18 protein-coding genes are annotated in these 19,817 nt (G+C 60.7%); 8 read left to right on the forward strand and 10 right to left on the reverse strand.

Annotation, left to right across the window (positions count from 1 at the left end; translation table 11 throughout):
- From hisH to hisB, 3 genes are read right to left on the reverse strand one after another with little or no spacing between them, the layout of a single operon-like run.
- The gene (gene hisH, locus JJB09_RS19405; RefSeq protein WP_201662071.1) at positions 1-651 is read right to left on the reverse strand and encodes an imidazole glycerol phosphate synthase subunit HisH; all 651 of its coding nucleotides are present in this window, start codon (positions 649-651) and stop codon (positions 1-3) included.
- Positions 651-1,121, reverse strand: coding sequence for a DUF2628 domain-containing protein (locus tag JJB09_RS19410; protein WP_201662074.1), 471 nt, complete (start codon positions 1,119-1,121; stop codon positions 651-653). Before JJB09_RS19410 ends, hisH begins: the two co-directional genes overlap by 1 nt.
- 6 nt (positions 1,122-1,127) lie before the next feature.
- Positions 1,128-1,733 carry an imidazoleglycerol-phosphate dehydratase HisB gene (hisB, locus tag JJB09_RS19415; protein ID WP_201662077.1) on the reverse strand — a complete coding sequence of 202 codons (606 nt, stop codon included), beginning with the start codon at positions 1,731-1,733 and terminating at the stop codon, positions 1,128-1,130.
- Between the two features lie 188 nt (positions 1,734-1,921).
- On the opposite strand from hisB, the gene hslV reads away from it, so the two are divergent.
- The 5 genes from hslV to JJB09_RS19440 all read left to right on the forward strand — a co-directional run bounded on the left by hslV (position 1,922) and on the right by JJB09_RS19440 (position 6,796).
- Positions 1,922-2,479, forward strand: coding sequence for an ATP-dependent protease subunit HslV (gene hslV, locus JJB09_RS19420; protein WP_201662080.1), 558 nt, complete (start codon positions 1,922-1,924; stop codon positions 2,477-2,479).
- The gene (locus JJB09_RS19425; RefSeq protein WP_201662095.1) at positions 2,469-2,984 is read left to right on the forward strand and encodes a GNAT family N-acetyltransferase; all 516 of its coding nucleotides are present in this window, start codon (positions 2,469-2,471) and stop codon (positions 2,982-2,984) included. The genes hslV and JJB09_RS19425 overlap by 11 nt, the downstream gene beginning before the upstream one ends.
- On the forward strand, positions 2,981-4,285 hold the full coding sequence (gene hslU / locus JJB09_RS19430) for an ATP-dependent protease ATPase subunit HslU (RefSeq protein WP_201662098.1): 1,305 nt from the start codon (positions 2,981-2,983) through the stop codon (positions 4,283-4,285). The genes JJB09_RS19425 and hslU overlap by 4 nt, the downstream gene beginning before the upstream one ends.
- A gap of 121 nt (positions 4,286-4,406) precedes the next feature.
- Positions 4,407-5,372 carry a DUF1402 family protein gene (locus JJB09_RS19435; protein WP_246748795.1) on the forward strand — a complete coding sequence of 322 codons (966 nt, stop codon included), beginning with the start codon at positions 4,407-4,409 and terminating at the stop codon, positions 5,370-5,372.
- Positions 5,373-5,404: 32 nt separating this feature from the next.
- Positions 5,405-6,796, forward strand: a complete 1,392-nt coding sequence (locus tag JJB09_RS19440; RefSeq protein WP_201662104.1) for a cytochrome P450 — start codon at positions 5,405-5,407, stop codon at positions 6,794-6,796.
- Here the strand turns inward: JJB09_RS19440 and JJB09_RS19445 are convergent.
- The gene (locus JJB09_RS19445) at positions 6,762-7,307 is read right to left on the reverse strand and encodes a hypothetical protein (RefSeq protein WP_201662107.1); all 546 of its coding nucleotides are present in this window, start codon (positions 7,305-7,307) and stop codon (positions 6,762-6,764) included. The genes JJB09_RS19440 and JJB09_RS19445 overlap by 35 nt on opposite strands.
- Before the next feature lie 165 nt (positions 7,308-7,472).
- Here JJB09_RS19445 and JJB09_RS19450 point away from each other — a divergent pair, with 165 nt between their 5' ends.
- Both JJB09_RS19450 and JJB09_RS19455 read left to right on the forward strand, forming a co-directional pair.
- On the forward strand, positions 7,473-9,470 hold the full coding sequence (locus JJB09_RS19450; RefSeq protein WP_201662109.1) for a hydantoinase/oxoprolinase N-terminal domain-containing protein: 1,998 nt from the start codon (positions 7,473-7,475) through the stop codon (positions 9,468-9,470).
- 109 nt (positions 9,471-9,579) lie between these two features.
- Positions 9,580-11,748, forward strand: a complete 2,169-nt coding sequence (locus JJB09_RS19455) for a malate synthase G (RefSeq protein WP_201662112.1) — start codon at positions 9,580-9,582, stop codon at positions 11,746-11,748.
- Positions 11,749-11,761: 13 nt separating this feature from the next.
- Here JJB09_RS19455 and JJB09_RS19460 read toward each other — a convergent pair whose 3' ends face one another.
- Together JJB09_RS19460 and JJB09_RS19465 are read right to left on the reverse strand one after the other, a co-directional pair.
- A complete protein-coding gene (locus JJB09_RS19460) occupies positions 11,762-12,673 on the reverse strand; it encodes an aminoglycoside phosphotransferase family protein (protein ID WP_201662115.1) in 912 nt (303 codons plus the stop codon).
- Between the two features lie 72 nt (positions 12,674-12,745).
- A complete protein-coding gene (locus JJB09_RS19465) occupies positions 12,746-13,408 on the reverse strand; it encodes a L,D-transpeptidase (protein WP_201662118.1) in 663 nt (220 codons plus the stop codon).
- A gap of 182 nt (positions 13,409-13,590) precedes the next feature.
- Between JJB09_RS19465 and JJB09_RS19470 the strand changes: the two genes are divergently transcribed.
- The gene (locus JJB09_RS19470) at positions 13,591-14,106 is read left to right on the forward strand and encodes an MmcB family DNA repair protein (protein WP_201662121.1); all 516 of its coding nucleotides are present in this window, start codon (positions 13,591-13,593) and stop codon (positions 14,104-14,106) included.
- Here the strand turns inward: JJB09_RS19470 and JJB09_RS19475 are convergent, their stop codons facing one another.
- The 4 genes from JJB09_RS19475 to lhpI form a co-directional block, all read right to left on the reverse strand.
- The gene (locus JJB09_RS19475) at positions 14,107-14,676 is read right to left on the reverse strand and encodes an ActR/PrrA/RegA family redox response regulator transcription factor (protein WP_201662128.1); all 570 of its coding nucleotides are present in this window, start codon (positions 14,674-14,676) and stop codon (positions 14,107-14,109) included. It abuts the gene before it with no gap.
- Positions 14,677-14,748: 72 nt separating this feature from the next.
- A complete protein-coding gene (locus tag JJB09_RS19480) occupies positions 14,749-16,029 on the reverse strand; it encodes an ActS/PrrB/RegB family redox-sensitive histidine kinase (protein ID WP_201662137.1) in 1,281 nt (426 codons plus the stop codon).
- Positions 16,030-16,041: 12 nt separating this feature from the next.
- Positions 16,042-18,504, reverse strand: a complete 2,463-nt coding sequence (gene hrpB, locus JJB09_RS19485) for an ATP-dependent helicase HrpB (protein ID WP_201662140.1) — start codon at positions 18,502-18,504, stop codon at positions 16,042-16,044.
- 9 nt (positions 18,505-18,513) lie between these two features.
- Positions 18,514-19,473: a bifunctional Delta(1)-pyrroline-2-carboxylate/Delta(1)-piperideine-2-carboxylate reductase gene (gene lhpI / locus JJB09_RS19490; RefSeq protein WP_201662143.1), complete on the reverse strand. Its 960-nt coding sequence runs from the start codon at positions 19,471-19,473 to the stop codon at positions 18,514-18,516.
- Between the last annotated feature and the right edge of the window lie 344 nt (positions 19,474-19,817).

Genomic DNA, 19,817 nt, shown 5'->3' on the forward strand with positions numbered 1-19,817 from the left:
TCATGGTGTCCACTTCAGGAAATTTGCAATCAGTTTCAATCCGAGCGCCTGGCTCTTTTCCGGGTGGAACTGGGCGCCGGCCATGTTGTCGCGCGCCACGAAAGCGGTCAACGCCGCGCCATAGTCCGTGGTCGCCACGATATCGGATGGGTTTTGCGCAGCGAGATGATAGGAATGCACAAAATAGGCATGCAGGCCGTCGTCGCCGGTTGGAATTCCGTCGAAAAGCGCATGCGGGCGGTTGAGTGTCAGCGTATTCCAGCCGATCTGCGGGATCTTGAGCTCCGGATCGGCTGGCGTCATCAGCACCACGTCTCCGGCGATCCAGTCCAATCCCTCGGTCACGGTCTTTTCCAGGCCGCGGGATGACATCAGCTGCATGCCGACGCAGATACCGAGGAAAGGGCGGGCTTTGGTTTCCACTGTTTCGCGCAGGGCCGCCACCATGCCTGGCACGGCGTCGAGCCCCCGGCGGCAATCGGCATAGGCGCCAACACCCGGGAGCACGACGCGGTCGGCCGTGGCCACCCGCTCGGCCTTGTCGGTCAATTCGATCTCCGCATCGAGGCCGGTTTCACGTGCGGCACGCTCGAACGCCTTGATGGCGGACCGCAGGTTGCCCGAACCGTAGTCGATGATTGCCACGCGCATCAGCGGTCTCCGTTGGATCCAATGAGGCCGAGAGCGAGCGTCACCGGGGCTTTTCCGGCGCCATAGCCCTCCAGGCGCGGAATGTAGGGGCGGCTGAGTCGCGCCGCCTGCTCTGCGGTAAAATAGATTTCCTCGGCTTCGTCTAGATCGCTTGCCGCGATGTCGGCCTTGATATCCCAGCCCTTGCGTTCGAGCATCCTGGCGCGGACATAGTTGCCTTCAAGCGCGGTCCACAGGCTCAGAATGAAGCTGAAGGCGATGGGAAGACCCTCCAGATTCCATTGCTCGGCGGCGATTGCTACAACGAGATAGAAAATGGCTGCAAGGCCTGCGATCAACCACATTCTCATGAACAGTAGCCAAGGCAGGGGAAACAGGAATGCGAGCCACGAAAAGCCGTCCCGAATGAACAGGGTGTCCTTTTCGAGGTCTTTCGGCACGGGGGGCGTCAAAACATAGAAATTTGCCATGGAACGTCAGAGACTGCCCTTCGTTGACGGGATGCGGCCAGCCTGGCGCGGATCGATTTCGGTTGCCGTGCGCAGCACGCGGGCCACCGCCTTGAAGCATGTCTCTGAAATGTGGTGATTGTTGGCGCCATAAATATTCTGGATGTGCAGGGTGATGCCTGCATTCATGGCGAGTGCCTGGAAGAATTCGCGCACCAGTTCGGTGTCGAAGGTACCGATCTTCGGGGCGCTGAAGGCCACATTCCAGACGAGGAACGGCCGGCCCGACACGTCGATTGCGGCCCGCGTCATGGTTTCATCCATGGCAAGATCCAGGGAGGCATAACGGGTAATGCCGCGTCTGTCGCCAAGTGCCTTGGAGAGGGCCAGTCCGATCGCGATGCCGGTGTCTTCAACGGCGTGGTGGTCGTCCACATGCAGGTCGCCCTTGGTGTCGATTTCCATATCGATCAGCGAATGACGCGAAAGCTGCTCCAGCATATGGTCGAAGAAGCCGACGCCGGTCGAGATCTTCGAGGTGCCGGTACCGTCGATATTGACCGTCACCGAGACTGAGGTCTCGTTCGTCTTGCGCGACACGCTGCCGGTGCGTTTCAAGCCGTCATCTGCCATCCAAGTACCTGTCTTTTCTAGGGTCTGGACCTCAAGTCCGATTTCTCCGGCTCCTTATCAGGGTGAGCTTAAAGAATCCAGCTTTACCCCGGCAAAAATGCCCCGGGATTGTATTTCACTCGCTCTTCATTACATAAATCCGCAACGGCCGCTTCACGCGCGGCGACAAGGCAAGAGTTGAGACAGTTATGAGTGACGAAAATCCTTATGGAACCATGCATGCCACGACCATCATCACCGTTCGCAAGGATGGTCAGGTGGTGATGGCGGGCGACGGTCAGGTGTCGCTTGGCCAGACCGTCATGAAGGGCAATGCCCGCAAGGTGCGCCGGCTGGCGAAAGGCGAGGTGATCGCTGGTTTCGCAGGCGCGACCGCCGACGCTTTCACCTTGCTTGAGCGGCTTGAGGCCAAGCTCGAGCAGTATCCGGGCCAGTTGCAGCGCGCCTGCGTCGAACTTGCAAAGGACTGGCGAACCGACAAGTATCTGCGTCGCCTCGAGGCAATGATGCTGGTGGCCGACAAGTCGATCACGCTGGCCGTCACCGGCAACGGCGATGTGCTTGAGCCGGAACACGGCACGATAGCGATCGGCTCGGGTGGCAATTATGCCTATGCTGCGGCCAGGGCGCTGATGGACAGCGACAAGACGGCCGAGGATATCGCCCGCCGGGCAATGAAGATCGCCGGCGACATCTGTGTCTATACCAATCACAACGTCGTGGTCGAAACGCTGGATGCGGAGTAACGGTGTCTATGGCTTCAGGCCGCTGGAGCAGGCCGACCTGCCGCTGCTGAAGAGCTGGCTGTCGGCTCCGCACGTTCGCCAGTGGTGGGGTGATCCGGAGGGCGAGATTGCTGAAATGTCGGAATTCCTCGATGGATCCTCGGTCAGGCCATACATCGTGTCGCTGCTGGATAGGCCGATTGGCTATATCCAGTCCTATGATCCGCATCAGGAGTATGAGCATCCCTACCGGGATCAGCCCGCCGGCACGCTTGGTATCGACCAGTTCATCGGCGTGGCCGATCTGACCGGTCTCGGCCACGGGCCGGCAATGATCCGGGCCTTTTGCCGGATGCTAGTCGAGGCGGGTGCAAGCCGCGTCGTAACCGACCCGGACCCCGATAACCGCAATGCGATCCGTGCCTATCAAAAGGCCGGATTTGTCAAAGATGATATTCGCAACACTGAGTATGGCACCGTATTGATGATGCATGTCGATGCCAGATATGAAATGGAAAGAAGATGAGCACATTTACCCCGAGAGAAATCGTCTCCGAGCTCGACCGCTTCATTATCGGCCAGCGGGACGCCAAGCGCGCCGTCGCGATCGCGCTCCGCAACCGCTGGCGCCGCCAGCAGCTGACTGGCGATCTGCGCGACGAGGTGATGCCGAAGAACATCCTGATGATCGGGCCGACCGGCGTTGGCAAGACCGAGATATCGCGGCGCTTGGCGCGACTGGCCGGCGCGCCTTTCATCAAGGTCGAGGCGACCAAGTTCACCGAAGTCGGCTATGTCGGCCGCGACGTCGAGCAGATCATCCGTGATCTGGTCGAGGTCGGTATTACGCTGGTGCGTGAAAAGAAGCGCGCTGACGTCAACGCCAAGGCGCATCTGAATGCCGAGGAACGTGTGCTGGACGCCCTGGTCGGCGCGACAGCATCGCCGGCGACCCGTGATTCCTTCCGCAAGAAGCTCAGGGACAACGAACTGGACGACAAGGAAATCGACATCGAGGTCGCCGATACATCAAACCCTGCGGGCTTCGACATTCCGGGCATGGCCGGAGCCAATGTCGGTGTCTTCAACCTGTCCGATATCCTCGGCAAGGCGATGGGCGGACGTTCAAAGAAGGTCAAGACGACCGTCAAGGATTCCTACAAGCTGCTGATCGCCGATGAATCCGACAAGCTGATCGACAGCGAGCAGATCTCGCGCGAAGCGGTGTTGTCGGTGGAAAATGACGGCATCGTTTTCCTCGACGAGATCGACAAGATCGCCGCTCGTGACGGTGGCGTCGGCGCCGGCGTCTCCCGCGAAGGCGTCCAGCGCGACCTGTTGCCGCTCGTCGAAGGCACCACCGTTTCCACCAAATATGGCCCGGTAAAGACCGATCACATCCTGTTCATCGCTTCGGGAGCGTTCCATGTTTCCAAGCCATCGGACCTGCTGCCCGAACTGCAGGGTCGTCTGCCGATCCGTGTCGAGCTGCAGGCGCTGACCAAGGAGGATTTCCGCCGCATCCTGACGGAAACCGAGGCCAGCCTGATACGGCAGTACATTGCGCTGATGGCGACCGAGAATGTCACGCTGTCCTTTACCGAGGATGCGATCGATGCATTGGCCGATGTTGCCGTCAAGCTCAACTCGACGGTCGAGAATATCGGTGCGCGGCGCCTGCAGACGGTCATGGAGCGGGTGCTTGACGAAATGTCCTTTGAAGCGCCGGATCAGCCGAACCGGCAGGTGAACGTGGATGCCGCCTATGTGCAGACCCATGTCGGCGAGCTGGCCGCCAATACAGATCTGTCGCGTTACATTCTGTAAGGCCCCGTAAAGACTTATGGCGAAATCAGGGCCGGAAGCGATTCCGGCTCTTGATTTTGACACGATTGCAGGTCATTCGCTTGGGCTGGGCCCATTCCAGAACCAAGCGGATACCACCACCTTGCGCCGATTGCTGCTGCCACTGATCGCTCTTTTCAGTCTTACATTGATCTGGGCGACCGACGCCTCGGCTGTAACCCTAGTTCCGGAAGGCAATCGCCATGCCGAGCAGCCGAAAGTGCCGGGTGCCTCGCAACGCCGCACCAAGGCGGGCCGCACCACATTCGATGCGAAGTACGAAAAGGTCCGTGATCTGCTGGCCACGGACAGCCAGCTGATCTCCAAGATCAAGATGACGGCACGCGCCTATGGCATCGCACCAATCCATATGATCGGCGCCATCGTCGGTGAACATACCTATAATGTGGATGCCTACGACCGGCTGCAGAACTACTACATCAAGGCGGCATCCTATGCCGGCAACAGCTTCCGGTTCGCCTATGACGGCGAGAAGATCGATGATTTCATTGCCCGGCCCGAATTCGACAAGTGTGATGGCAAGAAGGGCTCATATGCGGCCTGGACCTGCCGCGAACGCGTCTGGGGCGAGAGTTTTCGCGGCAAGTCGGTCGATGGCCGGGATTACCCCGACAACCGCTTCTCGGCTGTGTTCTTCCAGCCGTTCTACGCCGGCCAGACGTTTGGGCTTGGCCAGATCAATCCTCTGACGGCACTTGAACTCTCCGATCTCGTCAACAAGGTATCGGGTTATCCGAAGATCAGTGAGAAAGACGCCAATGCGGTCTATGAGGCGATCATGGATCCTGACAAGTCGCTGGCCTATATGGCTGCGGCGATCAAGATGTCGATCGACGACTACGAACGTATTGCCGGCATGGACATTTCCAACAATCCCGGCCTCACCTCGACGCTTTACAATGTCGGCAATCCTTCGCAGCGCGCCTATGCATTGGCTGCCAGGAACAAGGCGCGTGCCGCCAATGGCGAGCCGCCACTGCTGCCGGAAGAAAACTATTACGGCTGGCTGATCAACGACAAGCTTGCCGAGCTGAAGGGCCTCTTATAGTCTTTGTTTTCGGGGGCAGAGGAAGATCAGCAATGGATATCCGCCCCGAACCTTTCGAACCACCAGCACCGATCCCGCGAACCGTTCCGCCGTCGCGGCTCGAAATAATCCGCGTGATGTTTCGCAATCCGCTGGAGCTTTGGGGCCAGCCGAGCTACACGCTTCCCTACCTTCAGGTGAAGTTCTTCGGCCAGTTGACGACCATTGCCAATCATCCCGGCCTTATCAAGCACGTGCTTGTCGACAATGCCTCCAACTACGCAATGCAGCCGATCCGCCAACTGGTGCTGAGACCCATTTTGCGCGATGGCCTGCTGACAGCCGAGGGCGACGTCTGGAAGCGTTCTCGCAAGGCCATGGCGCCGGTCTTCACGCCCCGGCATTCGCGCGGCTTCGCGAGCCAGATGTTTAGAAAGTCTGAGGAGTTTGCAGAGAGATATATTGAGCCGGCTAAGCGAGGCGACGAGGTCAACATCGCCACAGGCATGACGGAGCTGACTTATGAAATCCTGGCGGAGACATTGTTCTCCGGCGAGATTGCCACGGGCACCGATGGATTTGCCGACCGGGTCGATTCCTTGCTGCACAATATGGGTCGCATCGATCCGTTCGACCTGCTGCGTGCGCCCGCCTGGGTGCCGCGCATGACCCGCATTCCCGGCAGGAAGGCGCTGAGGGCGTTTCGCGGCATCGTCGCCGAGACCATGGATGCGCGCAAGGCCGCTATTCAGCGCAATGCGGCCGTGCCGGATGACTTCCTGACATTGCTGCTTCGTCTTGAGGGGCCTGATGGTCTGACACGCGATGAAATCGAGGACAATATCCTGACCTTCATCGGCGCCGGCCATGAAACCACCGCCCGCGCGCTGGCCTGGACGCTTTACTGCGTGGCGGAAAGCCCGCATTTCCGCAGCCTGATGGAAGACGAAATCGATCGCGTCATTGCCGACGGTGCCGATCCGGTCGACTGGCTGGATGCCATGCCGCATGTCCGGGCGGCTTTCGAGGAAGCGTTGCGTCTCTATCCTCCAGCGCCTTCGATCAACAGGGCGCCGCTGGAAGACGACGAATGGACCGACGAAAACGGCAGGACGATCCAGTTGCCGAAGGGCGAATCGGTGCTTGTCATGCCATGGACCCTGCATCGCCACACGCTGCTTTGGGACCGGCCGCGCCATTTCATTCCCGAACGCTTTCTACCGGGCAATCGCGAGACCATCGGGCGATTCCAGTACCTGCCGTTCGGTGCGGGCCCGCGCATCTGCATCGGCGCGACTTTTGCGTTGCAGGAGGCGGTCATCGCGCTTGCCGTGCTGATGAAACGCTTTCGCTTCGATGTGACCGAGAACACAAGGCCGTGGCCGGTGCAAAGGCTGACGACCCAGCCGCTCAACGGGATTGCGATGTCGGTGTCGGCGCGCTGAGCTTCGATTTCGGCTTGTCGATCTTCTTGATCCGCGCGCAAGTCGATTCGCCGACATTGTCGCATGGCCGGTAGGTGACGATCTCGCTGCCTGATCCGTCCGCCCAGACGACCTGGATCGTCAGCGTCTTTGCCTGATGCGGCTTCAGGTCGAGATAGATGTATTTGTTGGTGGGATCATCAGCCGGGATGTTGAACGGCTGTTGCGGATCGCAGGGACCAAGCGGAAAATGAAGGTCCAACGCATCAGAGTTTATTGAATAACGGACCTCGGAGAGCCGGCAGCGCATCGTCTGCAGGGCAGTGAAATAGATGAGCTGGCGGTTGCCGTAGTCGCGAAACTGCACCCAGCCGGGCTGGCGGTTGGCATCGAGCATTGCCTTGTAGATCGACATGTCGGGCAGCTCGGGCTTGTATTCGTCCTCATCGCCTTCCTGCGCCAGCGCAACGGTCGTGCCGGCCACAAGCAGGCTGGCGATCAGCCATCGGCTGGCGGCGTTCCCAATGCTCATCATTTCTTCCATTCCTGTTGCGTGTCGGTTTTTGCATGGATCTGGCGCATCCTCGTCTGGAAATCGGCCGTGAAATCCCATAAGTCGCCTGATAAACCCTATCGTCAAGCCGTGCCCCGGCTGGCAATGGGTCGTCAAAAGCTTTTCAATTGATGGTGTAACGGCGTGGCATCGCGATTTCTTCTCGGCATTGATACTGGTGGCACCTATACGGATGCGGTTCTCTTCAGCCCGGAGGAGGGCGTGAAGGCAAGAGCGAAATCGCTCACCACCCGCCACGATCTTTCCGAGGGCATCCGCAAGGCGGTCGAGAACGTGCTGGAAGAGACCGGTACCGATCCTTCATCGATTCGCCTCGCATCGCTGTCGACGACGCTTGCCACCAACGCGCTGGTCGAAGGCCAGGGCGGCCGCGTCGGCCTGGTCATGATCGGTTTTGGTCCTGAGGATCTCGAGCGGGACGGATTGAAGGCGGCGCTGGGAAGCGATCCCGTCGTCTTCGTTCCCGGCGGCCACAACGTCTATGGCCACGAAACGCCGCTCGATCTTGCACCCCTCGAGATCGAAATCGAGCACCTTGCCAATACCGTGACGGCATTTGCCGTGGCTGGCTATTTCGCCACCCGGAATCCCGATCACGAGTTGCGGGTGAAAAATTTCATTCGCGAAAAGACTCAGCTGCCTGTCACCTGCAGTCATGAATTGTCGTCAAAGCTCGGCGGCCCGCGCCGAGCTTTGACGACGCTGCTCAATGCACGTCTGGTATCGATGATCGACCGGCTGATCGGCTCGTCGGAGGATTTCCTCACCGCACATGGAATCAATGCGCCGTTGATGGTGGTGCGCGGGGATGGTGCGCTGATTTCGGCAGCGGAGGCACGGCTCAGGCCGATCGAGACCATTCTTTCCGGGCCTGCCGCGAGCCTTGTTGGTGCGCGCTTCCTCACCGGACTCGACAATGCAGTCGTCTCCGACATCGGCGGCACCACGACCGATGTCGCCATTCTTGATAATGGCCGGCCGCGGCTCGATGAGGAGGGCGCTGTGGTCGGCAGCTATCGCACCATGGTGCAGGCTGTTGCTATGCGCACCTACGGTCTGGGTGGCGATTCGGAAGTTCATGTGAATGCGCGGGGACTGGAGGCGTCGCTCATCCTCGGGCCCCGACGCATCCTGCCACTCAGCCTTGTTGCGCACCTGCATGGCACGGAAATCATCGAGGCGCTCGACCGACAACTAAAGGCCACGCATGCCGGCCGGCATGACGGGCGTTTTGCGATTCGCTCGGGTCTACCGGATCGGTTCGCCAGCGGTCTGTCGCCGCAGGACGAGGCGCTCTATCAGCGGATCGGGGAAAAACCGGTCGCACTCAACGATCTCCTGGTCACGTCGATGCAGAAGGCCTCGGTCGACCGGCTGGTTTCGCGCGGTCTGGTTCACATCGCCGGCGTCACTCCGTCGGATGCGATGCATGTGCTCGGCCGACAGAGCCAGTGGAATGTCGATGCGGCGCAGCTGGCGCTCGAGCTTGGCGCTCGCACCAAGGATGGCACTGGCAAGCCGATCGCCGCCACGGCTGAAGAATTCGCCGAGAAGATCGAAAGGCGCATGACTCGCCAGTCGTCCGAGGTGATTCTCGCCGCGGCGCTGAGCGAAGACGGCGTCGACGGCGTCAATCCGGGGCAATCCATTCCCGTCGAGAGGGCGCTGGCGAGGAAGCCGGGTGTCGTGCGGTTTGCGATCTCGCTGGATCGGCCGCTGATTGGGCTTGGTGCTTCGGCGCATGTCTACTATCCCGCCATCGCCTCTATGCTGAACGCCGAATCGGTGATTCCTCCCGACGCAGGAGTTGCCAATGCGATTGGCGCGGTTGCCGGCGAGATCAGCCAGACAGTCGTCGTTACCGTGACCTCTCCCGAGGACGGGGTGTTCGTCATTTCGGGTGGCGGCGGTACGGCGCGTATGGTCGGTGAGGCCCAGACGCTCGAAGTGGCGCGCAGGCGGGCGGTCGAAACCGCAATCCAGCATGCAATCGACAACGGAGCGGATGAGCCTGTGGTGCATGTGTCCGAAGTGATCGAGGCGCCGGAGATCGAAGGCAACCGCAAGCTGGTCGAAGCGCGTTTCACCGCGACGGCGACCGGAAGGCCGAAAATTACCTGAGATTGTTTCCAATTTGGAACAAATCCTGCCCCGGCAGACCGCATTGACTGGTTTGCGCCGATATCGCACTGTTCTTTCAGAATTTTAAGTTTGAAAGAAGGGTATCGCCATGACCATGGTGGAACAGTACGGGCTTCGGATCGACCAGCAGCTTCATGATTTCCTGCTCAATGAGGCGCTTCCCGGCACCGGTGTAAAGCCCGATCACTTCTTCCAGGAACTCTCCGAGATCATTCATGATCTCGCTCCAAAGAATCGCGCGCTGCTGCAGAAGCGCACGGCGATCCAGATGCAGCTCGATGACTGGTACAGGCAGAACGGCGCCCCCATCGACATGGCGCGTTATGAGGCGTTCCTGCGCGAGATCGGATATATTGTGCCGGAAGGCAGCCCTTTCTCCATCGGCACGGACAAGGTCGACCCGGAAATCGCCACCATCGCCGGCCCTCAGCTCGTCGTGCCGATCATGAACGCCCGCTATGCGCTCAACGCAGCCAACGCCCGCTGGGGTTCGCTCTATGATGCGCTTTATGGAACGGATGCGATCGCCGAGACAGATGGCGCCGAAAAAACCAGGGGTTATAATCCGGTGCGTGGCGCCAAGGTTGTCGCCTGGGCCAAGGCATTTCTCGATGAGGCTGCGCCGCTTGCCGGCGGCAGCTGGAGAGACGTCACCTCACTCGCTGTTTCCGATGGCATGCTGGCCATCACCAGTGGTATCGGCCTGACCGGCCTCAAGGATCCGGCCCAATTCGCTGGCTATCTCCGCAACGATCGCGGCGATCTTCAGATTCTTCTGCGCAACAATGGTCTGCTGATCGAAATTCTCATCGACCCGACTGGCGAGATCGGCAAATCCGATCCGGCCGGCATTTCGGACGTGTGGATCGAGGCGGCGATCACTGCGATCATGGATTGCGAGGATTCGATTGCCGCCGTTGATGCCGAAGACAAGGTTGTCGTCTACCGCAACTGGCTCGGCCTGATGAAGGGCGATCTGCAGGAGGATGTCACCAAGGGCGGCAAGACATTTGTCCGCAAGCTCAACCCCGACGTCGATTATCTCGGCCCTGACGGCAAGCCGTTTTCGGTCAAGTGCCGCTCGTTGATGCTGGTGCGCAATGTCGGCCACCTCATGACCAATCCGGCGATTATCGACAAGCACGGCAATGAGGTGCCGGAAGGCATAATGGACGCCTGCATCACGGCGCTGATTGCCTTGCATGACATCGGCCTAAACGGCCGGCGCAAGAATTCTGCAACCGGATCGATGTATGTCGTCAAGCCTAAGATGCATGGCCCCGAGGAAGTCGCGTTCGCCGCCGAGATCTTCAGGCGCGTCGAGCAGGCGCTGAAGATGCAGCCCAACACCATCAAGATGGGCATCATGGACGAGGAGCGCCGGACAACGGTCAATCTGAAGGAATGCATCCGCGCCGCGTCCGACCGGGTGGCGTTCATCAATACCGGTTTCCTCGATCGCACCGGCGACGAGATGCACACTTCGATGGAAGCAGGGCCGATGATCCGCAAGGGCGACATGAAGCAGTCCGCCTGGATCGCGGCCTACGAGAACTGGAATGTCGATACCGGCTTGGAATGCGGTCTTTCCGGGCGCGCACAGATCGGCAAAGGCATGTGGGCGATGCCGGACCTGATGGCCGCCATGCTTGAGCAGAAGATCGCCCATCCGAAGGCCGGCGCCAATACCGCCTGGGTTCCCTCGCCGACAGCCGCGACATTGCATGCGACCCATTATCACAAGGTCAATGTTGCTGCCGTCCAGCAAAGCCTGAAGAGCCGGCCGAAAGCGAAGCTCGCCGATATATTGAGTGTGCCGGTCGCCTCGCGGCCAAACTGGACGTCGGAAGAAATCCAGCACGAGATCGACAACAACTCACAGGGCATTCTCGGCTATGTGGTGCGCTGGATCGATCAGGGGGTCGGTTGCTCCAAGGTTCCCGATATCAACGATGTCGGCCTGATGGAGGATCGTGCCACGCTGCGCATTTCCGCCCAGCATATGGCCAATTGGCTGCACCACGGCGTGATCAGCGAGGATCAGGTGATCTCCACGATGAAGCGGATGGCTGAAATCGTCGATGGACAGAATGCCGATGATCCGCTTTACCGGCCGATGGCGCCGCACTTCGGCAATTCCATCGCCTTCCAGGCGGCGGTCGAACTGGTGATGAAAGGCCGCGTCCAGCCGAATGGCTACACCGAACCGGTTCTGCACCGCCGTAGGCAGGAACTGAAGGCGTCCATCAGCCGATAGAATCGATGCCGGGCTAGGCCGATCCGCGTGCGAAATCGGCCGCGACCTGTTCGATTGCTCGTCTCGACAGCGAGACGAGCGCCGGATTCGTGTTGATGTAGTAAGGAAGAGCAACAAGCGCGACCGACAACGCCCAGGCTCGCCCGCGAAGCCACGTCGCATCGTCGACCTGCAGCAGGGCGCGAAACAGGGGGCGGGTTTGCACCGTCAGCAAGGTCCAGGCGACCATCAGGTCGGTAGCAGGATCACCGACTGCCAGCCCGCCGAAATCGATCACGGCGCACAACTGGCCCTTGTTCGCGATCAGATTGCCCGGATGTATATCGCCATGAATCCACACCGGATTGCCCTGCCAGGCGGGTAGGGTCAAAGACTGAGTCCAGATAGCTTCGGGAATGCTGGTGTCGATGATGCCCTCGAGGTCTGCGATCGCGGTACGCGTCTGGTTATCGCGGGCGGTGAGTGCTACGCCCCGCCCGAAATTGTGGTTGCCGGGCAGCGGGCCATGACTGGAGTCTACGCTCTGCAGCGCCTTGATAAATTGGGCGAGGTCCCCGGCCGCCTGTGGCAGGTCAGAGAGCGGAGCTGCCGCGACATCCTGTCCCTCGATCCAGTTGCAGATGGTGAACACAAACGGGTAAGCCTCGGTCGCAGCCCCTCTTGCCAGCGGCATCGGCACGGCCAGTGGCAGATGTGGGGCCAGAACCGGCAGCCACCTGAGCTCCTTTGCTGCCTGATCAGCCGCGGCAGCAAAGCGCGGAAACCGCCCGACCAGCGTGTCCCCGAGTCTGAAGAGGGCGTTGTCGGTGCCCGCCGATGGCACGCGCCGAACAACCAATCCTGCCCATTGGGGAAATTGCGCTGACATCAGTTGCCCCGCAAGTAACTCGTCGATCAGAAGTTCGTCAGCATGCATGCGGCTCATGAAACGACCTCCGCTAAAGAACAAAAGCCGCTGGATCGCTCCAGCGGCTTTTTCACGTGAAACAAGAAACGTTCAGATTACGACGACGCGCGAGCTCTTGCCCGGACGGACGCGCGAATAGAGATCGATGATATCCTGGTTGATCAGACGGATGCAGCCGGACGATGCCGCGGTGCCGATCGAGCTCCAGTCCGGGGTGCCGTGCAGGCGGAACAGGGTGTCGCGGCCCTGGTCGTCGAAGAGATACATGGCGCGCGCGCCAAGCGGGTTCTTCAGGCCAGGTTCCTGGCCCTTTTCGACATATTTGGCGACTTCCGGCTTGCGCTCGGCCATTTCTGCCGGCGGATGCCAGGTCGGCCACTCCTGCTTCCAGGCTATGTAGGCTTCACCCTTCCAGGCAAATCCCTGCTTGCCGACGCCGATACCGTAACGCACAGCCTTGCCGCCGCCCAAAACGTAGTAGAGAAAACGATCCTTCGTGTCGACGATGATCGTTCCGCGCTTCTCATCAGTGTCGTAGGAGATAATCTGGCGATGGTACTTCTTGTCTACTTTGTTGATCGGAATTGCCGGCAGAGCAAAACCGGCATCCGTCACCTGACCATAGGAGTCGGTAAAGATCTCCGACGTTTCGATTGCGGCGGAATCCGATGACGGCGCGGACGTGGTGGAGCAGGAGGCAAGGCCCAGGCTGATAAGGAGGCCGAATGCCGTGATCGCGGAGCGGAGGCGCATCTGTTTCTCTTGACTTGGATTGTGGAAGTAGGATGGTTGTGCCCACCATCTCTCTTCTTGGTTTATTGCCACTATTCCCGTATTTGCAAGTACATGAGACGCCGTGGAATGAGGGCGCAACGGCAATTAGATTTTCCATTGCTTTTTTGCAACAATCGGCCCCGCATCAGCACGAGAATCACATGGGCATAGTATCTGTTCACGGCGACAACCCACTCAAGGACGGGCGCCAGTCCCAGCGGGCGCTGGCTATCCGCAGGGGGGTGCAGCGGCTGTTTCACGACATGCGTCATGCGACATTGCCGGAGTTGACGCTTTCAAATGGTCGTCGCGCCGATATCGTGACCCTGTCCGAGAGGGGCGAGATCTGGATTGTCGAGATCAAGTCTTCGATCGAGGATTTTCGCGTTGACAGGAAATGGCATGAATACCGCGCCTATTGTGACCGGCTGTTCTTTGCCACGCTCAACGATGTGCCGCAGGAAATCTTCCCGGAGGATTGCGGTTTCATCCTGTCGGATTCCTATGGCGCCGAGATCATCCGGGAGGCGCCGGAGCATAAACTCGCTCCGGCGACACGCAAGGCGTTGACGTTAGGGATTTCCCGCATTGCCGCGGCACGGCTCATGCATGCCGAATGGGCGTCCGAACGCCTCGGCCTCGCCAACCCTAATCAAGGCGACGACGACGTCCTGTGATTACTTCGGAGCCCGTTTTGCGAGAATCCGCTGCAGCGTCCGACGGTGCATGTTCAGCCGGCGGGCGGTCTCGGAGACGTTACGGTCGCACATTTCGTAGACGCGCTGGATATGCTCCCAGCGCACCCGGTCGGCCGACATCGGATTTTCCGGAGGTTCCACCTTCTCGCCGCTTCTGCGCGTTAGCGCCGCATACACTTCATCGGCATCGGCTGGCTTGGCGAGATAGTCGATGGCGCCGAGCTTGACCGCAGTCACAGCGGTGGCGATGTTGCCGTAGCCGGTCAGCACGATCACCTGGCTGTCGTCTCTTCTACTGCGGATCGTCTCGATAACGTCGAGGCCGCTGCCATCGGCAAGACGCAGGTCGACGACGGCGTATTTCGGCGGGCGTGCCTTTGCCTTGGCGACACCCTCCGCGACGGACTCTGCGGTTTCGACCTTGAAGCCGCGGCTTTCCATGGCGCGTGCCAGTCTCTTGAGAAACGGTGCATCATCCTCGACGATCAGCAGCGAACCGTCTGCACCGATAGCTTCAGATGAGTCGGATTTCTCTGCGGTCTCGTTCATGGTGCTGTCCTTGCCCTCATTCCTGATGCTTCAGGTCAATATAGGATGAATCTGTTCAACACCAATATGGAATCAGGTCGCAACCTCCATATCTGACCGTTTCCAGGTTATCGTTACGCAGGCACCCGACTTGTTTTCGAAAGCCAACTCGGCGCCGGAGCGTTCGAGCAGGGTTTTGGCGATGAAAAGGCCCAATCCCAGGCCACCGGCTTTCGGATGCCCGGTGCGCCGGGTGACATAGGGTTCGCCGATTCGCTGCAGAATGTCTGGGGCAAAACCTTCGCCATCATCCTCGATGACGATCTGCACGATGTCCTTGTTGTGGCGGACGCGAATCGCAACTTCGGACCTGGCATAGTCGACGGCGTTCTCGATAAGATTGCCGAGCCCGTAGACGATCCCCGCATTGCGACGTCCCATCGGCTCGTCCGCGCGGGCGCTCTCCTCGACGACATTGATCTTGATCCCGAACTCGCGATGCGGCGCCGACACCTCTTCGATCAACGAAGAGAGCGGCATCCTGCGCATGTGCTCTTCAGTGCCGGTCGACAGTGTCGTCAATCTCTTCATGATGTCGCGGCAACGCCCGCTCTGCGAGATCAGCAGCTGCACGTCGTCGAAGAAGCGGTCGTTAGCCGACAGCTCACGGCTCATTTCCTTGGCGACCAGCGCAATGGTGGCAAGCGGGGTGCCCAGCTCGTGGGCGGCGGCGGCGGCCAGACCGTCGAGCTCGGAAAGATGCATCTCCCGTTGCAGCACCAGTTCGGTTGCCGCAAGCGCTTCGCCGAGTTGGCTGGCCTCCACCGACACCCGATAGGCATAGAAGGCTGCGAACGACGTCGTGCAGACAATGGCGAACCACATGCCGGCGAGCAGCATCGGCTCGAACGGCACGCTAGCGCCGGGATACCAGGGAAGCGCAAAGGGTGAGAAGGCCAGGGCGGTAATACAAAGTATCGCCACCATCACCAGAGCCAGGCTGTAGCGCAGCGGCTGCGAGGCGCTCGAAATGATCACCGGCACGGAAATCAACGGTGCAAATGGATTTGTCAGCCCGCCGGTGACGTAAAGGAGAGCGGCGAGCTGGAAGAGATCGAAGGTCAGCAAGGCCAGCGCCGCAGAAGGCTCCAGCCGCAATGTCGAGGGGTAGGTGAGATTGAGCCACGCATTGACCGCCGCCAGCAGCAGGATCAAGCCGGCGCAGGCGATCAGTGGCAATGAGAATTGCAGCACCCAGGCGACGACGACGACCGACACCGCCTGGCCTGCGACCGCTAGCCATCTGAGCCTGATCAGCGTTTCGAGCCTGAGCTTGCGGCTTTCCGGCCGGCCGATGATCGTGTCAAGTGTCATTGCTGCTCTCCGTCATGTGCCACGCGGCTTGGCGCGCGCCGTCGGCGGCGCCTCAGCCGGATCCTCGGGCCAGGGGTGTTTGGGATAACGACCGCGCATATCGGCGCGCACGTCCCGCCACGATCCCTTCCAGAAACCGGGCAGGTCGCGCGTGGTCTGGATCGGACGATGGGCCGGCGATGTCAATTCCAGCACAAGCGGAATCTTGCCCCCGCCGATCGCCGGATGCATCTTTAGCCCGAAAAGCTCCTGTACCCTTAGCGAGACGCTCGGCTCCTCGCCGCTGAAATCGATGGCATGGCGATTGCCCGCCGGCGATTCGAAGTGGGTGGGCGCCAGCCGGTCCAGATCGCGCCGCAATGCATGCGGCACCAGGCTGAGCAGCCCTTGCGAAATCGCATCGGCACCGATCGAATCAAGCCCACGCGCGTCGTCGACGAAAGGCAGCAACCAGTCCTCCAGGCTGGCAAGCAGGGCCACATCGCTCACATCGGGCCATGGTTCGCCGATTCCCCGGTGAAGAAAGCCGATGCGCTCGCGCAGCTGCGCACCGGCCTTGGAGAAGGGCAGGGCGGAAAGGCCAACCTGTCTTACCCCGTCCATCAGGGCTTTGGCCGCGGCCGCGCCGGTCGGCCGGGGAAGTGGCGCTTCTTCAAAGATGATGGCGCCGAGCCTTGTCGTCCGGCGAGCCCGCACCTGCCGGCTCGCCAGATCGAAGAAGCACTGGTCCTCCCGGCGAATGGCGCCGGGCAGTTCCTGATCGATTTCGGCGCGCGACGTTTCCGCAGCCGCCAGAATGCGCTGTGCGCCGGCGCGGCCGGTGATGTCGGCGATGACAAGCATATCGGCCTTTGCCAGCCGTTCGGTCTCGGCAAGCTCGCCGCCGCGACCGTTGGCCATCACGAAGCGCCCGCGCGCGCCGCGCTGCAGCGCGATCCGGTCGGGAAATGCATGCATCAGCAATCGGCCGGCAGAGGTCGGTAGGGTTTCTTTCCTCGCGCCGGGTATGTTTTCGGCCAGCCGCCGCGCCAGCCTGCGGGACGCCTCCGCTCGTTCTCCGCGTTCTGATCGAAAGCGCGAGAGCCGTTCATCGAGGTCGATGGCATTGCCGCCAAGTCCCTGTTCGGTCAAAAGCACCGCGAGTTCGGCCGCTTCCCTCCCGTGTCCCTCCCGGCTGGCTGCAAGCACCATGGATGCAAGGCGCGGCGGTAGAGCAAGGTTGCGAATCAGCCGCCCGTCATTGGTAATCCCGCCCTTCTCGTCCAGGGCGGCCAGCGACATCAGCAGACTTTTCGCTTCCTGCACCGCAGGCTTCGGCGGCACATCGAGGAATTTTAGCTCGCCCGGATCGGCAACGCCCCAGGACGCGAGATCGAGAATGAAGCCGGACAGGTCGCTGGAGAGAATTTCTGGAGGGGTAAAAGCCTCGAGTGCTGCGGTCTGGCCCTGATGCCAGAGCCGCAGCGCAATACCGGGCTCGGTGCGTCCGGCGCGTCCGGCGCGCTGGTCTGCTGAGGCGCGCGAGGCACGCCGAGTTTCCAGCCGGGTGATACCCGTGGAGGCCTCATAGACCGGCAATCTTTGCAGCCCGCTGTCAATGACGATGCGCACGCCGTCGATCGTGATGGAGGTTTCGGCGATGGATGTCGCAAGGACAATTTTGCGCTTGCCCACTGGCGCGGGACGAATCGCCTGGTCCTGTTCGGCTTGCGAAAGATTGCCGTAGAGCGGCGCAATGATCGTATCGGGGCCGAAGCGCCCCTCGAGCCGTTCGGCGGTGCGGGTGATTTCCCGCTGTCCGGGAAGAAAGGCGAGGATCGAGCCGTCCTCGGCCCGATGCGAATCGATGATCGCCCGCGCCATCGTGTCTTCGATCGGCTGGGTCGAATCGCGATCCTGGTAGCGAACCTCGACGGGAAAAGCCCGTCCGGTGCTTTCGATGGTGGGCGCGCCGTCCATCAGCGCGGCGATGCGGCCGATATCGAGCGTTGCCGACATCACCAGTATCCTGAGGTCGTCACGAAGCGCTGCCTGCACATCGAGCGCCAGCGCCAGCCCGAAATCGGCATCCAGCGACCGTTCGTGGAACTCGTCGAAGATGACGGCGGCAACACCCTTGAGTTCGGGGTCGTCGAGAATCATCCGGGCAAATACCCCTTCGGTCACCACCTCGATTCGGGTCCGGGCCGATATCTTCTGGTCGAGCCGCATGCGGTAGCCGACGGTTTCGCCGGTTTTCTCGCCCAGCAGTGATGCCATCCGGTTGGCGGCGGCACGTGCTGCCAGACGTCTTGGCTCGAGCAGGATGATCTTGCCGTCGCCGCGCCAGGGCGCGGTAAGAAGGTGAAGAGGTACGATCGTTGTCTTGCCGGCGCCGGGCGGGGCGGACAACACGGCGCGGGTACCGGCATCGAGCGCGGCATCGATCGCGCCGAGCACGTCCGAGACCGGGTATTGGGGAAGGGGCGTCTGCATTGGGAAGGCTTAGATCTCTTCTGAGGCCTTGCGGCCGATCTGTTCGAGCGCAAAGATCGCGCCGGCAAGGTCTTCGAGGCTCGCCCCAACCGACTTGAACAAGGTGATGTCCGAACCGCTTCCACGGCCGTTGGCCGCGCCAGCTGCAAGCTCGGCCAGTTCGGCGACGATATCGTCAGAAGAAATGACCCCGGCGCGAATCGGCTGGATGATGTCTCCGCCTTCCGCGAGCGCGCCTGCGCGCGTGTCGACATAGATTCGCGAACGCCGCACCGCCTCGTCGTCACACTCGCGCATGGTCGGCTTGAAGGCGCCGATCAGGTCGAGATGCGTTCCGGGTTTTAGCCAGGCCCCTTCGATCAACGGCTGTTCGGACAGCGTGCAGCAGGAGATGATGTCGGCGCGTCGGGCCGCGGCTTCGAGATCGTCGGCAATGGAGACGGAAAGCCCGAGCGGCGCGACGCCGTCCCTGACAGCCTGCGCCTTGGCTTTGTCGCGGCCCCAAACAAGGACTTGGGAGATCGGTCGGACGGCGGCGTGCGCCTCGATGAGATTGACCGACAGCCGCCCGGTTCCGACCACCAGCATGGTGGAGCTGTCCTTGCGGGAAAGATAGCGCGACGCGAGCGCTGAAGCCGCTGCGGTTCGGCGTGCAGTCAATTCGCCGCCGTCGAGAATGGCCAGCAACTCACCGGTCGTTCCTGATGACAATAGGTAGGAGCCAAAAATCGCCGGCAGCCCACGCTTGCTGTTGTCGGGGAACACCGACACCATCTTGACGCCGAAATAGCGGCCCGGAACCCAGGCGGGCATGAGCAGCAGCGTCGCCTCCGCCTCGCCCGGCACGTTCATTGCATGATGATGCCGCTTCGGCGTTTCCGGGTTGGAACGGAACATCAGGTCGAGCGCATCGATCAATCCTGCAAAGGGCAGGGCATTGCGCGTTTCGGCTTCATCGAGCATCAGCATGGATCAATCACTCCCTATATAGGACCGTCTTTGAGACGGGTTTAGCATCCCTGCGCCGCCGTGGCACGGTGGGTGATGGTTTGGCAGCCCTAAAATCGGGCGTTCCGGCCCGCTGCCTTCGGGATTTTTCTCTGATGACGGTGGTGTGACGGGAAGTATTGTTTAGAATCAATGGCTTGTGCGATTTTCTGGAATCTTGTGATAATAGGGTTTGACAGTATGAGGAGTGGGGCCTATAACCCGCTTCATCGAACGGGGCGGCGGTTGCTTCTGGCGGCCAACGAGCTCGCTCCTGAGATTGGACTGAAAGGTTCGGTTTTAGGGGAACGAAATTTGAGTGATTT

Origin of the sequence: Phytoamicus setariae (genome assembly GCF_016722925.1) — a bacterium.
GTDB lineage: Bacteria > Pseudomonadota > Alphaproteobacteria > Rhizobiales > Rhizobiaceae > Rhizobium_E > Rhizobium_E setariae.

Excerpts from the sequence above, each read along its gene's own strand:
- hisB (WP_201662077.1), bottom strand. The coding sequence starts at position 1,733 with ATGGCAGATGACGGCTTGAAACGCACCGGCAGCGTGTCGCGCAAGACG.
- lhpI (WP_201662143.1), bottom strand. The coding sequence starts at position 19,473 with ATGCTGATGCTCGATGAAGCCGAAACGCGCAATGCCCTGCCCTTTGCA.
- JJB09_RS19465 (WP_201662118.1), bottom strand. The coding sequence starts at position 13,408 with ATGCGCCTCCGCTCCGCGATCACGGCATTCGGCCTCCTTATCAGCCTG.
- JJB09_RS19460 (WP_201662115.1), bottom strand. The coding sequence starts at position 12,673 with ATGAGCCGCATGCATGCTGACGAACTTCTGATCGACGAGTTACTTGCG.
- hrpB (WP_201662140.1), bottom strand. The coding sequence starts at position 18,504 with ATGCAGACGCCCCTTCCCCAATACCCGGTCTCGGACGTGCTCGGCGCG.
- JJB09_RS19475 (WP_201662128.1), bottom strand. The coding sequence starts at position 14,676 with ATGAACGAGACCGCAGAGAAATCCGACTCATCTGAAGCTATCGGTGCA.
- JJB09_RS19425 (WP_201662095.1), top strand. The coding sequence starts at position 2,469 with ATGCGGAGTAACGGTGTCTATGGCTTCAGGCCGCTGGAGCAGGCCGAC.
- JJB09_RS19470 (WP_201662121.1), top strand. The coding sequence starts at position 13,591 with ATGGGCATAGTATCTGTTCACGGCGACAACCCACTCAAGGACGGGCGC.
- hslU (WP_201662098.1), top strand. The coding sequence starts at position 2,981 with ATGAGCACATTTACCCCGAGAGAAATCGTCTCCGAGCTCGACCGCTTC.
- hslV (WP_201662080.1), top strand. The coding sequence starts at position 1,922 with ATGAGTGACGAAAATCCTTATGGAACCATGCATGCCACGACCATCATC.
- JJB09_RS19455 (WP_201662112.1), top strand. The coding sequence starts at position 9,580 with ATGACCATGGTGGAACAGTACGGGCTTCGGATCGACCAGCAGCTTCAT.
- JJB09_RS19445 (WP_201662107.1), bottom strand. The coding sequence starts at position 7,307 with ATGAGCATTGGGAACGCCGCCAGCCGATGGCTGATCGCCAGCCTGCTT.
- JJB09_RS19480 (WP_201662137.1), bottom strand. The coding sequence starts at position 16,029 with ATGACACTTGACACGATCATCGGCCGGCCGGAAAGCCGCAAGCTCAGG.
- JJB09_RS19440 (WP_201662104.1), top strand. The coding sequence starts at position 5,405 with ATGGATATCCGCCCCGAACCTTTCGAACCACCAGCACCGATCCCGCGA.
- JJB09_RS19410 (WP_201662074.1), bottom strand. The coding sequence starts at position 1,121 with ATGGCAAATTTCTATGTTTTGACGCCCCCCGTGCCGAAAGACCTCGAA.
- hisH (WP_201662071.1), bottom strand. The coding sequence starts at position 651 with ATGCGCGTGGCAATCATCGACTACGGTTCGGGCAACCTGCGGTCCGCC.